Source organism: Nonomuraea sp. PA05, assembly GCF_008086045.1.
GTDB classification, from domain to species: Bacteria; Actinomycetota; Actinomycetes; order Streptosporangiales; family Streptosporangiaceae; genus Nonomuraea; species Nonomuraea monospora.
This window is the reverse complement of sequence record NZ_VSEY01000048.1, coordinates 1-12262: the sequence shown is the minus strand read 5'-3', so window position 1 is coordinate 12262 and position 12262 is coordinate 1. Positions and strand designations below refer to the sequence as shown.

Below are 12262 nucleotides of genomic sequence, written 5' to 3'. Positions count from 1 at the left end.
CCCCTGGTCAGGGGAAGCTTCTGAGGGTCAGGTCCAGATCGGGAGGGGGCCGCTCGTGAGCCACCTCTTGGGGCGGGCCACCTGGTCGATCCGGGCGCGGATGACCGTTCTGGCCACTCTGGCGGCCGTGGTGCTGTGCGTGGTCACGGCCTGGCTGGTGCTGCACCACCGGCACGACGACGAGCTGGAACACCGCTTCAGGCACGTCTACGGGGCGAACCTCGAACTGGTGCACCGGTTCGCGCACCGCGCCGTGCCGCCCGTCATCGAGGTCAGGGACGTGTCAGGGGCCCAACTCGTCAAGCCGGACGGGCAGGTGGTGTCGGCGACCGCCCGGATGCTCGGCCAGCCCAGGATGGCCGCGTTCGTGCCCGCGCCACGCTCCGCCAGCCTGGACAGGACGCTGTGCGACGTGCCCGCCTTCCCCCGCCAGTGCATGATCGTCGCGGCGATGTGGGTGCCCGCCCCAGACGGGGACCTGGTCGCCTACAGCGCCCTGCCGAAGCCGCCGTGGTACCTGAGCGAGGTGCTGCTGGCACAACTCGTCACCGGCTCGCTGATCCTGCTAGGCCTCGTGGCGCTGGGGACGTACCAGCTCGTCGGCCGCACCCTGCGGCCCGTCGAGGCGATGACCGCCGAGCTCGCCGAGATCACCGCCACCGACCTCGGGCACCGCGTGCCCGTCCCCGGGCACCACGACGAGATCCGCTACCTGGCCACCGTCGTCAACGACACCCTGGAGCTGCTGGAGGCGGCCCTGCGGCGGGAGCGGCGCTTCACCTCCGACGCCTCCCACGACCTGCGCGCCCCCCTCACCGGCGCGCGCCTGCGCCTGGAGGAGGCGCTGATGGACCCGGGCGGGGTCGACTGGCCGTGCATGGCCAAGGAACTGCTGTGCGACGTGGAACGCCAGCAGGCCATCGCCGAGGACATCCTCACCCTGGCCAGGCTCAACGCCGACCGTTCGCCGCAGCACGAGCGCACCGACCTGACCGAGCTGACCCGCGCCGAGCTGCGGCGCCGCCTGCCCGGCCGGGTGCCCGTCCGCACCGACCTGGAGCCCGGCGTGTTCGTCGCCTGCGACCGGCTGCTCATGGGCAGGCTGCTGACCAACCTGCTCGACAACGCCCAGCGGCACGCCGCCACCGTCGTCACCGTCGTGGTCAGGGCCGAGGACGACACCGCCGTCCTCGCGGTCGGCGACGACGGCGGCGGCATCGCGCCCAAGCACCGGGAGATCGTCTTCGAGCGGTTCGCCCGGCTGCCGGAATCGCGTGCCCGCGACCCCAAGGGCACCGGCCTAGGCCTGGCCATCTGCCGCGAGATCGCGCAGACGCACAGGGGCTCGCTGGCCGTCGAGGACCCGGGCCGCGGGACGTGCCTGGTGCTGCGCCTGCCCCTGCAGCCGGACTGATGTCATCCGGACATCAGGGGCGATATATGCTCACTCGTGATCACCGTGCTGTGACCGGGAGGCTGCTCCGATGACCGTCGCCGTCCACGTCGGACCCGAGCCCGTGCCCGTCCTCATCGACGCCGTACGCGACGCGGGCGCCCGCGTCGTACCCCTGGCCGAGGCCGAGGCGATCGTCTACTACGGCAACGACGACCCCGGCGAGATCCGATCCATGCTGCACGAGGGCATCCGCTGGGTGCAGCTCCCGCACGCGGGCGTCGAACGGTGGGCCGACGCGGGCGTCATCACCGAGCACCCCGTCTTCACCGCCGCCACCGGCTCGTACGGGCAGCCCGTCGCCGAGCACGCGCTGGCCCTGATGCTGGCCGCCGCGCGCGGGCTGCACCGGCTGGCCAGGGCCACCACCTGGGGGCCCAACACGTCCAGGGAACTGGCCGGCTCGACCGTCGCCATCGTGGGCTGCGGCGGCATCGGGCGTGCGCTGATCAGGATGCTGGAGCCGTTCGGCTGCCGGATCATCGCGGTCAGCGACAGCGGCGCGGTGCCGGGAGCCGCCGAGGTGCTGCCGCGCGCCCGCTACCAGGAGGCGCTGCCGGAAGCCGACTACGTGGTCGTCGCCGCGCCCGCCACGCCCGGCACCAGGGGCATGTTCGGCGCGTACGAGTTCGAGCTCATGCGGACGGACGCGTGGCTGGTGAACGTGGCCAGAGGCGGGCTCGTCGGCACGGGCGACCTGGTCGAGGCGCTGCGCGTGGGCCGCATCGGCGGGGCGGCGCTCGACGTCACCGACCCGGAGCCGCTGCCTGACGGGCATCCGCTCTGGACGCTGGAGAACGTGCTGATCACGCCGCACTCGGCGAACCCGCGTCCGGCCTACTGGCGAGGGCTGGCCGAGCGGGTCACCGCCAACGTGCGCCGCTTCGCCAAGGGGGAGCCGCTGGAAGGGGTGGTGTCGCCGGCGCGCGGCTTCTAGCCGCCCGCTACGGGAGGCTGACCCGCGCTCCCGTGCTCAGCCCCGAGTCGTGCACCTCGAGCCCGACCGGGGAGAGCTCCGCCGGCAGCTCGAACACCAGCGCGCCGGTGAACGACGCGCCCGCCTCGATGCGGATCGGCGTGATCTCCTTGCCGCCCTTGTCGAGCAGCTTGCTGCCGCCGTGCAGCTCGTCGTCCTCGTCGATCAGCTTCTGCTGGCCCGGGTAGAGCACCCTGGCCTCCTCGCCGACGTTGCGCACCTGCACGCCGATCTGGCACGTGCGCTCGGCCGCGGCCTTGTCCGGCTTGGGGCACTTGGCGCTCGTCACCGCGAAACGCAGCTTGCCGTCCTGCACCGGGCCGTCCGCGCCGACGGCGGGGGACCGGAACAGCCACGCCAGCACCGCCAGGAGCACCACCATGAGGACGACGGCGATCACCAGGGCGGTCAGGCAGCCGGCGAACACGCCGCGCTTCGGCTTGGCCGGGCGGTAACCGGGCAGCCTGCCCTGGCCGGTGGCCGAAGGGTCGGGCAGCGGGCCCTGACCGGTGGTCGAGTGGTGCGGCATCGGCGCCTGGCCCGCCGTCTGCGGCGGTGGTGGGAGCTGCCCGGTCTGGTGCGGTAAGGGCACCCGGCCACGGGCCGCCGTCGGCGTGGGGCCGGTGCGTTCGGCGGGCGGCGGCTGCGGCACCGCATGTGAAGCGCCGGGCGCCGCGTGCGGCGCACCGGGCGGCACGGGCCGAGGACCACGGGACGAGCCGGGGGTGGGGCCGGTGCGCTCCGCAGGGGACGGCGCACGCCCCGCCGTCGGCGTCGGCCCGGTCCGTTCGGCGGGCGGCGGGAGGTGCGCGCCGTGCGAAGAGCCCGGCGTCGGTCCGGTCCGTTCGGCGGGCGGCGGGAGGTGCGCGCCGTGCGAAGAGCCCGGCGTCGGTCCGGTTCGCTCGGCGGGCGGCGGAAGGTGCGCGCCGCGCGAAGAGCCCGGCGTGGGCCCCGTGCGCTCGGCCGGAGGTGGCGGCTGCGGTGCGCGGGGGGCTCCCGGCGTGGGGCCGGTGCGTTCGGCGGGCGGCGGTTGCGGCGCGCGGTGCTGCTCGGGGTGGCGGGGCGGCAGCGGCCCGTGCCCCGTGCGGTCGGGCGGCGGCATCAGCGGCCCGAACTCCGACGGGTTCCAGGCGCTGTTCAGGTGCTTGGTGGCGGCGAGCTGCGCGGCCGGCTCGTCGGAGGCCTCCACCAGCTCCAGCAGCAGTTGCCGGGCGGCCGGCCGCCGCGCCGGGTCGGGGTGGATGGCCGCCGCGACCAGCCGGTCGAGCGGCGCGGGCAGCCCCCGCAGGTCGGGCGGGGCCTGGCGGGCCCTGGCCGCCATGACGTACGCGTCGCCCTCGCCGAACGGATGCCCGCCCAGCCCCGCGTACGCGATCAGCGACCCCCACGCGAACACGTCGCCCGCCGGGCTGGAGACCCCTTCGAAGACCTGCTCGGGAGCGATCCATCCGGGTGTGCCCATCACCATGCCGGCGTTGGTGTGCCGGGAGTGCACGTGCGTCGAGCGCGCCAGGCCGAAGTCGATCACGCGCGGCCCGGCGAGCGTCAGCATCACGTTGGCGGGCTTGAGGTCGCGGTGCACGAGCCCGGCGGCGTGGATGGCGGTCAGCGCGGCGGCCACGCCCACGGCGGCGGCGTGCAGCACGGACGGCGACAGCGCGCCGTGCTCGATGAGGTGGTCCTCCAGCGAGATGCCGTCGATGTACTCGGTGACGAGGTAGAGCACGCCACGGTCCTCGCCGTGGTCGAGCACGCGCGCGGTGCAGAACGAGGCCACCTTGCGGGCGTTGGACACCTCTTCGTTGAAGCGTGCGCGGTAGACGGGGTCGGCGGTGTAGTCGCGCCGGATGGCCTTGAGCGCGACCCGCGAGCCGTCGGCGGTCTTGGCGAGGTAGACCACGCCCATGCCGCCGGAGCCGAGACGGCTGACCAGCTCGTAGGGGCCGATCGCCGGCGGATCTTCCGGCTGAAGAGGAGTGCCTGCGGAGCGCCCCAACGTCGCCGTCCTCTCGCCGTCGTCATCCCGTCTCAACCCGAACCGTTCCTCCCGCCGGTTCGTCCGCTGGCAACCCGAATGGCAACCCGAACCGTTCCGCCGCCCGGCATCCCGTTTGTACCCCAGACTCTAACGGAGGAAGGGCCTGTCCGTTGGACACTAGCCTCCAGGAGGGTCCCGCCGGAGTGGCCGCATGGACACCCGCAGCCGCGACAGGTCGATGGCGTGGGGGAGCGGCCGGTGCTGGGAGATGAGCCGTCCGACGGGCTTGGGGCGGGCCACGCTGAGCACGGCGCCGAGGAAGGCCGTGCCGACGGCGAGCGTCAGGTGCACGCCGCCGCAGCCGGGCCGCGCCCACCACTCCCGCGCGGCGGTGCCGTCCAGCCAGATCTCGGGCGTGAACGTGTTCGCGTACGGCAGGCGCGGGCTGCGCTGGTGGGCCGCCATCGGGACGAGCACGGTGGTGCCGGCGGGCAGGACGCTGCCGTACCAGTCGGTCTCGGCGGTCGTGACGCGCGACAGGGCGGGCACGGGCGGCCACAGGCGCAGCCCTTCGCGCAGGCAGGCCCGCAGGTGTTCGGGGTTCTTGCGGGCGGCCTTGCGGTGGGCGGGGTGCGCGGCGAGCAGCGCGAGCGTCTGTGTCAGGCCCGCGGCGGTCGAGCCCAGCCCCATCAGCCAGAACGCGGCGTGCATCAGCGCGGGCGACTCGCCCTCGGGTGTCTCGGCGATCAGCCCGGCCAGGCTGCCGGGCTCGGCGCGGCGCAGGTGGTCGATGATGCGGGTGTCGTAGCGGCCGGAGAGGATCTCCTGGCGCCGCCTGGCCCGCCACCGCCCGGCCCGCGTGACGCCCTCCAGCAGCCGGGTCAGCTCCTCGTCGCGGGCCGCGCCGTCGCCGTAGACGCAGCGCCTGGCCACCCGCTGCCAGCAGGCGTCGAGCCGCGCGTGGTCCACCACCCCTTCGGTCAGCGTGGCGGCCTCCTGCTTGGCGATCTCGATGAAGCGCGGGCGCAGCACGTCCGTGGGCAGGCCGAACGGGCGGTGGTCGAGGGTGGGGGCGTAGGCGTCGTCGTCCTCGGCCAGCACCCGCAGGGCGTCGCGCTTGGACATGACCAGCAGGGCCCGGCCGCGCAGGCCGCGGACGAGCACAGGCCGGCCGCCGTACCGGGTCTCCAGGGCGGCCAGCAGCGTGCGCGCCCGCAGCGGGTCGCGGCCGCGCGTCAGGTGCGGCGTGCCCGGGGGGACGAGCGTGGCCGCCAGGCGCAGGCTCTCCAGCAGGGTGGCCCTGGGCAGTCCCCTAGGCACGTGTGACCTTCGGCGCTTCCATGCGTCGATGTGATCGTTCGGGGGCACGCGTTCGCAATGAGGAGTTTCGGTCAGTGGAACACTTTCGGTCTCAAGATCCGTGAGTGTTCCGGTGACCGGAACGGTCATAGGGGAAGGAGGGCGGCGGAGATCGCCTGGGCGGCACCACGTACCGAAATGCCCAGCTTCGCGAGCGGCGCCAGGTGCGCGGGGGCGGCCACGCCCACCGACATGCAGACCCGCCCGCCCGGCCCGAACACCGGCGCCGCCACGCACGCCACCCCTTCGGTGAACTCCTCCTGCGAGTAGGCGACGCCGTGCCGGCGGACCTGCGCCAGCTCCCGTTCGAGACCGGCCAGGTTGGTGATCGTGCGGCGCGTCAGCCGCTCGAACGCGCCGCGCGCCAGCAGCTCCTGGCGCAGCTTCGGATCGAAGGCCAGCAGCGCCTTGCCGGTCGCCGTGCAGTGCAGCGGCGCCCGGTCCAGGCCGTCGGAGCGCGAGCCGACCCGGTTGTGGCCGTACAGGCGCTCGACGTAGCGGGCCTCCAGACCGGACGGCACGGCCAGGTTCACCGTGTGCCTGGTGGTCTCGAACAGGTACAGCAGGTACGGCAGCACCACCCCGCGCGTGCCGGGCACGCGCGCGCGGGTGATGCCCGCCATCGACTCCAGCAGCTCGCCGGGCAGGTACGCGTTGCCCACCCGGCGGGCCAGCTCGCGCGAGCACAGCACGCCCAGGATCCGGTGCGCCGTCGACTTGGGCAGGCCCGTGCTGCGGCAGAGCTGCGACAGCGTGACCGGGCGGGAGGCGGCGCTGAGCGCGAGCAGGATGTCGATCCCGCGCTCCAGACTGCCCGGCTGGGACGCGGGGCGCTCGTCCGTCACCGCCTCCGCCCGGCCGGCCCGCTGGGGCGCCGGGCGCTCGCCCGTCACCGCCTCCGCCTGGCTGGCCCGCTGGGACGTGGGCCGCTCGCCCGTCATCGCCTGCGCTTGACTGACCGTTTCCGTCGGCATCGACATCCCTTCGCTCTCCGGATAGCGGAAGGGGCTTCCCGGGGATTGGCTTTACCTTTTCTGGCGTACCCGGGTGGCCGCGCGTCGATACCCCCTGTTCAGCGGAGCCGGATGATCTCGGCGTACACCGAGACCGCCACCTCACCAGGTGTTCTGGCCCCGATGTCCAGACCTGCGGGAACGTGCACGCGTTCGCCGCCTTCCATCCTGGCCAGCACGGCCGCGCCCCGTTTGCGGCTGGCGATCAGCCCGACGTACGGCACGCCCGCCGCCAGCGCCTCGCGCAGCACGGGCTCCTCGCCCACACCGTGCGAGGCCACCAGCACGGCGGCGGTGTCGGCCGCGATGGGGCCGGGCCCCGGCTCGACCGTGCAGCCCATCGCCTGCCCCACCGCGGTGAACGCGCGCGCGATGGGGCTGTCGCCGTGCACGCGCACCAGCCGGGGCGGCGCCACGGACTCCAGGAAGATCTCCAGCGTGCCGCCCGACAGGCACGGCTGGCCCACGGCGACCAGGCCCTCCTCCTCGCGCGGCGCGTCCTCCTGCGGGGTGATCCGCAGCAGTGTGGCGTCGCCGGTGCCCATCAGCCGCAGACCCTGCGCGCGTACGGTGTCCGTCGCGCACACGCCGCCCACGAACCCCTCGATGGTCCCGTCGGCCAGCACCAGCGCGCGGTCGCCCGCCTTCGCGCTGGTCGGCCGCTGCGCCCGCACGACGGTCGCCACCACGTACGGCTCCCGCCCCGACCGCAGCCCCGCCGCCCTGGAGTCCAGATCGGTGACGGGCCGCGGCCGGGACGCCGGCATGCCGAGGAACTCGTTCACGGGATCGCCAGGTCCGTACGGAACGGGTCGCCGTTGACGACGCGCCACACGTTCGCCGGCGTGAGCGGCATGTCCGCGTGCCGCACCCCGTACGGCGCGAGCGCGTCCACCACGGCGTTGACCACGGCGGCGGGGGAGCCGACGGTGGCCGACTCGCCGACGCCCTTGGCCCCGATCGGGTGCGTCGGCGACGGCGTGACGGTCTCGCCCAGCTCCCACGACGGGCACTCCATCGAGGTCGGCAGCAGGTAGTCCATGAACGAGGCGCCGAGGTGGTTGCCGTCCTCGTCGAACGCCATCACCTGCATGAGCGCCATGCCGACCCCGTCGGCCAGCCCGCCGTGGATCTGCCCCTCGACGATCATCGGGTTGATCCGCACCCCGCAGTCGTCCACCGCCACGAACCTGCGCACCTTGACCTGCCCGGTGCCGGGGTCCACGTCCACGACGCAGATGTAGGCGCCGAACGGGTAGGTGAGGTTCGGCGGGTTGTAGACGGTGACCGCGTCCAGGTGGCCCTCGACGCCGTCGGGCAGCTCCAGGTTCGAGTGCGCGGCCAGCGCGATCTCGGCCATCGACTTGCCGGTGGACGGGTCGCCCACCACCGACCACTTGCCGTCGGTCCACTCCAGGTCGTCCGGGGAGGCCTCCAGCATGGCCGCTGCGACGATCTTGGCCCGGTCCCGCACCTTCCTGGACACGATGGCCGTGGCGGCCCCTGAGACGGGCGTGGAGCGCGAGCCGTACGTGCCGAGCCCGAACGGCGTCTGGTCCGTGTCGCCGTGCACCACCTCCACGTCGTCGGCCGGGATGCCCAGCTCCTGCCCGACGATCTGGGCGAACGTCGTCTCGTGCCCCTGGCCCTGCGACTGGCACGACACCCGCAGCACCGCCTTGCCCGTCGGGTGCACGCGCAGCTCGGCGCCGTCGGCCATGCCGAGGCCGAGGATGTCCATGTGCTTGCGCGGGCCCGCGCCGACCGCCTCGGTGAAGAAGCTGACGCCGATGCCCATCAGCTCGCCCCTGGAGCGCTTGTCGGCCTGCTCGGCGCGGAGCTTGTCGTAGCCGGCCATGTCCATGGCCAGGCGCAGCGCCTTCGGGTAGTCGCCCGAGTCGTACTCCCAGCCCGTGGGGGAGGTGTACGGGAACTGCTCCGGCTTGAGCAGGTTGCGCATGCGCAGCTCGGCCGGGTCCAGGCCGAGCTCGGCGGCCAGCACGTCCACCATGCGCTCGACCAGGTAGACGGCCTCGGTGACGCGGAAGGAGCAGGCGTAGGCGACGCCGCCGGGGGCCTTGTTCGTGTAGACGCCGGTGACCTCGCAGTGGGCGGTCCCGACGTCGTACGAACCGGAGAAGACGTGGAAGAACCCGGCGGGGAACTTGGTCGGCTGCGCGGTGCCGTTGAAGGCCCCGTGGTCGGCCAGCACCTTGACCCGGATGCCCTGGATCTTGCCGTCGCGGGTCGCGGCGATCTCACCGTGCATGTGGTAGTCGCGGGCGAAGGCCGTGCTCATGAGGTTCTCGGAGCGGTCCTCCATCCACTTGACCGGCTTGCCGGTGACGATCGAGCCGACGATCGCACACACATATCCTGGATAAATCCCGACCTTGCCGCCGAAGCCGCCGCCGATGTCGGGCGAGATCACCCGGATCTTGTGCTCGGGCAGCCCGGCCACCATCGCGTACAGCGTGCGGTGGGCGTGCGGCGCCTGCGTCGGGCACCAGACGGTCAGCTTGCCCGTGACCTTGTCGAAGTCGGCCAGCGCGCCGCACGTCTCCAGCGGCGCCGGATGCACCCGCGGGTAGATCATGTCCTGCGCGACCGTCACCTCGGCCTGCTCGAACACGGCGTCCGTGCGCGCCTTGTCGCCGGCCTCCCAGTCGAAGATGTGGTTGCCGGTACGCCCTTCGAGATCGTCGCGGATCACCGGGGCGCCGGGGTCGAGGGCCTTCCTGGCGTCGATGACCGCGTCGAGGGGGTCGTACTCGACGTCGATCAGCTCCAGCGCGTCGCGCGCCGAGTACGCGTCCTCGGCCACCACGAACGCGACCTCCTGGCCCTGGAAGCGCACCTTGTCGGTGGCCAGCACCGCCTGGATGTCGTTCGACAGCGTCGGCATCCAGGCCAGGTTCAGCCCGGCGAGGGTCTGGCCGGTGATGACCGCCTTGACCTTCGGATGCGCCTCGGCCGCGCTGGTGTCGATGGAGACGATGCGCGCGTGGGCGTGGGGGCTGCGCAGGATGGCGCCGTACAGCATGCCGGGCAGGCGTACGTCGTCGGTGTAGTTGCCGCGCCCGCGGATGAAACGGGCGTCCTCTTTGCGGTGCATGCGTCCAAAGGTCATTTGGCTTCCGCCGCCCATCGGATCGAACGGACGATGTTCTCGTAACCCGTGCAGCGGCACAGTTGCCCCGAGATCGCCTCGCGGATCTGCGCCTCGTCCGGGTCGGGGTTGCGGTCGAGCAGGGCCCGCGCGGTCAGCAGCATGCCCGGCGTGCAGAACCCGCACTGCAGCCCGTGGCACTCCACGAACCCCTTCTGCACCGCGTCCAGCTCGCCGTCGCGCTCCAGCCCCTCCACGGTGGTGACCTCGCGCCCGTCGGCCATGACGGCCAGCACCGTGCACGACTTCACGGGCACGCCGTCGAGCTGCACCGTGCACACCCCGCAGTTGGAGGTGTCGCAGCCCCAGTGGGTGCCGGTCAGGTCCAGCTCGTCGCGCAGGAAGTGCACGAGCAGCAGCCGCGGCTCGACGTCCCTGGTGTACGACTGCCCGTTCACGGAGACCGTGATCCGCATCTTCAGATCCTCCCTGCGGCCCTGGCGAGCGCGCGCCTGGTCAGCTCGGCGGCCAGGTGCCGCTTGTAGTCGGCGGGGCCGCGCTGGTCGGCGTGCGGCTCGCAGTGCTCGGCGGCGATCCGGCCCGCCTGCGCGAACGCCTCCTCGTCCGGCGCCCGGCCCTCCAGGTGGGCCTCGGCCTCCGGGGCGCAGAAGTGCCCGGCGCCGACCGCCGTCAGGCCGATTCCGGCCTGCGCGATCACGCCGCCCTCGATCCGCAGCACCGCTCCGGCCGCCGCCACGGGCCAGTCGCCGACCCGCCGCTCGACCTTCTCGTACGCGCTGCCGGTGCCGGGCGCGACGGGCACGCGGAGCTGGATCAGCAGCTCGTTCGGCTGGACGGCCGTCTCGTAAGGACCCTCGTGGAATTCCCTGACAGCCACCGTGCGAATTCCGCCCGGCCCCTGGATGACCGCGGTCGCCCGCAGGGCCGCGAACACGGCCGATAAATCCTCCGAAGGATCCCCTTGGCAGAGGGAACCACCAACGGTCCCCCGATTTCGCACTATTGGGTCAGCAATAACACGCTCCGCATCCCGAAATATCGGGAAAAGGTCGGTGGCGGTGGCGCTCTCCAGCAACTCCGTGTGCCGCACCATCGCCCCGATCGCCAGCTCGTCACCCTCCACGGCGATGCCGCCCAGCTCGTCGGCCAGGCCGTTGATGTCGATCAGCGCCTCCGGCTGGGCCAGGCGGAGCTTCATCATCGGGATGAGACTGTGCCCACCTGCGACGACCCTCGCCTCGGGCCCGTAGCGCTCCAGAAGTTCGAGCGCGTGCGGAACACTGTCCGCTCTCTCGTATTCGAACGTCGCGGGAACCTGCATGAGAGCACAGTGCTGTTCCCGATTTGTCGCGACAATCCGCAAATAAGGCTTTCCTTAATGCGGCCCCGAGAACTAAGAAGGGGGAGTGACACTCAGCCAGCTCGGCGCGTTCGTCTTCGTCGCCCGCCTCGGCTCCGTCAAGGCCGCCGCGCGGGCGCTCGGCGTCAGCGAGCCCGCCGTCTCCCAGTCGCTGGCCCAGCTCCGCCGGCACCTCGGCGACCCCCTGGTCACCCGCTCGGGCGACCGCATGGTCCTCACCGAGGGCGGCCGGCGCCTGCTGGGCATCGCGTCCCAGATGGTCGCGCTCGGCGCGGAGGCCGTCGCCGCCGTCCAGCCGGGCCGCCCCGCGCGGCTGCACGTGGTCATGGACGCGGGCCTGGCCGAGTACGTCGCCGGCCCCCTGCTCTGCCTGTTCACCCAGCGCAAGCCCGTGGACGCCACCACCGGCGTGGCCGCTACCGCCGAGATCCCGCTGCTGCTCTCCAGCCGCCTGGCCGACGTCGCGCTCGGCGCCCAGCCCCAGGGTGAGGGCCTGGTGAGCCGCCCGGTGCTGCGCTGCCGCCTCATCGTCGTCGGCTCCCCCCGGGGCCGCCGCGACCACTGGCTGGTCGGCCCGTCCGGCACCGACCCGGCCAGCGACACCAGCCGCCTCCTGCGCCTGCTGCGCGTCCCCGAAGCCCAGGTCCGCGTCTTCGCCAACCAGACGGCCGCCTGGAAGGCCGCGGCCGAAGGCGCCGGCGTCGCGCCCGCCACCGCGCACCTGGTGGCGTCGCAGGTACGGCGGGGGGAGCTCGTCCCCATCGAGACGGCCGCCACCCCGCTGCCCGCCTACTGGTACGCCACCACCCTGGAGCCGGCCACGCGGTCGGCCGCCGCGGGCACCTTCATGGACTTTCTCACGGCGCCATCGGCCACCCAGATCATGCGGACCCCGGACGAGGGGATACCGCGCAGCCGGTTCAGGCCGCCTGTGCACGTGTCGATCTGGAGTTAGTGTCTGAGCCGCGTCGTTCGGGCGATCACACCCGCAGG

At 73.1% G+C, this 12262-nt stretch carries 10 protein-coding genes; 3 read left to right on the top strand and 7 right to left on the bottom strand.

Features of this window, described 5'->3' with window-relative positions; translation table 11 throughout:
- Positions 1 to 55 precede the first annotated feature (55 nt).
- Positions 56 to 1414, top strand: a complete 1359-nt coding sequence (locus FXF51_RS49705) for a sensor histidine kinase (protein WP_187415007.1) — start codon at positions 56 to 58, stop codon at positions 1412 to 1414.
- Between the two features lie 70 nt (positions 1415 to 1484).
- A complete protein-coding gene (locus FXF51_RS49700; RefSeq protein ID WP_148441836.1) occupies positions 1485 to 2390 on the top strand; it encodes a D-isomer specific 2-hydroxyacid dehydrogenase family protein in 906 nt (301 codons plus the stop codon).
- 7 nt (positions 2391 to 2397) lie between these two features.
- On the opposite strand, the gene FXF51_RS49695 is transcribed toward FXF51_RS49700, so the two are convergent.
- The 7 genes from FXF51_RS49695 to FXF51_RS49665 form a co-directional block, all read right to left on the bottom strand.
- The gene (locus FXF51_RS49695) at positions 2398 to 4425 is read right to left on the bottom strand and encodes a serine/threonine-protein kinase (protein ID WP_148441835.1); all 2028 of its coding nucleotides are present in this window, start codon (positions 4423 to 4425) and stop codon (positions 2398 to 2400) included.
- A 159-nt stretch (positions 4426 to 4584) separates the two neighbouring features.
- Positions 4585 to 5727 carry a cytochrome P450 gene (locus tag FXF51_RS49690; protein ID WP_148441834.1) on the bottom strand — a complete coding sequence of 381 codons (1143 nt, stop codon included), beginning with the start codon at positions 5725 to 5727 and terminating at the stop codon, positions 4585 to 4587.
- A gap of 125 nt (positions 5728 to 5852) precedes the next feature.
- Positions 5853 to 6740 carry an IclR family transcriptional regulator gene (locus FXF51_RS49685; RefSeq protein WP_148441833.1) on the bottom strand — a complete coding sequence of 296 codons (888 nt, stop codon included), beginning with the start codon at positions 6738 to 6740 and terminating at the stop codon, positions 5853 to 5855.
- Positions 6741 to 6838: 98 nt separating this feature from the next.
- Positions 6839 to 7564 (bottom strand): XdhC family protein, encoded by a 726-nt coding sequence (locus tag FXF51_RS49680; RefSeq protein ID WP_222871818.1) that lies wholly within the window; start codon positions 7562 to 7564, stop codon positions 6839 to 6841.
- Positions 7561 to 9894 carry an aerobic carbon-monoxide dehydrogenase large subunit gene (locus tag FXF51_RS49675; RefSeq protein WP_262380399.1) on the bottom strand — a complete coding sequence of 778 codons (2334 nt, stop codon included), beginning with the start codon at positions 9892 to 9894 and terminating at the stop codon, positions 7561 to 7563. The genes FXF51_RS49680 and FXF51_RS49675 overlap by 4 nt, the downstream gene beginning before the upstream one ends.
- 11 nt (positions 9895 to 9905) lie before the next feature.
- The gene (locus tag FXF51_RS49670) at positions 9906 to 10364 is read right to left on the bottom strand and encodes a (2Fe-2S)-binding protein (protein WP_148441831.1); all 459 of its coding nucleotides are present in this window, start codon (positions 10362 to 10364) and stop codon (positions 9906 to 9908) included.
- Positions 10365 to 10366: 2 nt separating this feature from the next.
- The gene (locus FXF51_RS49665) at positions 10367 to 11230 is read right to left on the bottom strand and encodes an FAD binding domain-containing protein (RefSeq protein WP_148441830.1); all 864 of its coding nucleotides are present in this window, start codon (positions 11228 to 11230) and stop codon (positions 10367 to 10369) included.
- 85 nt (positions 11231 to 11315) lie between these two features.
- Here FXF51_RS49665 and FXF51_RS49660 point away from each other — a divergent pair, with 85 nt between their 5' ends.
- Positions 11316 to 12224, top strand: coding sequence for a LysR family transcriptional regulator (locus FXF51_RS49660; RefSeq protein WP_148441829.1), 909 nt, complete (start codon positions 11316 to 11318; stop codon positions 12222 to 12224).
- The last annotated feature ends 38 nt before the right edge of the window (positions 12225 to 12262 follow it).

Coding starts and splice junctions, on each gene's coding strand:
- FXF51_RS49675 (WP_262380399.1), bottom strand. CDS start 9,894: ATGCACCGCAAAGAGGACGCCCGTTTCATCCGCGGGCGCGGCAACTAC.
- FXF51_RS49670 (WP_148441831.1), bottom strand. CDS start 10,364: ATGCGGATCACGGTCTCCGTGAACGGGCAGTCGTACACCAGGGACGTC.
- FXF51_RS49685 (WP_148441833.1), bottom strand. CDS start 6,740: ATGCCGACGGAAACGGTCAGTCAAGCGCAGGCGATGACGGGCGAGCGG.
- FXF51_RS49700 (WP_148441836.1), top strand. CDS start 1,485: ATGACCGTCGCCGTCCACGTCGGACCCGAGCCCGTGCCCGTCCTCATC.
- FXF51_RS49665 (WP_148441830.1), bottom strand. CDS start 11,230: ATGCAGGTTCCCGCGACGTTCGAATACGAGAGAGCGGACAGTGTTCCG.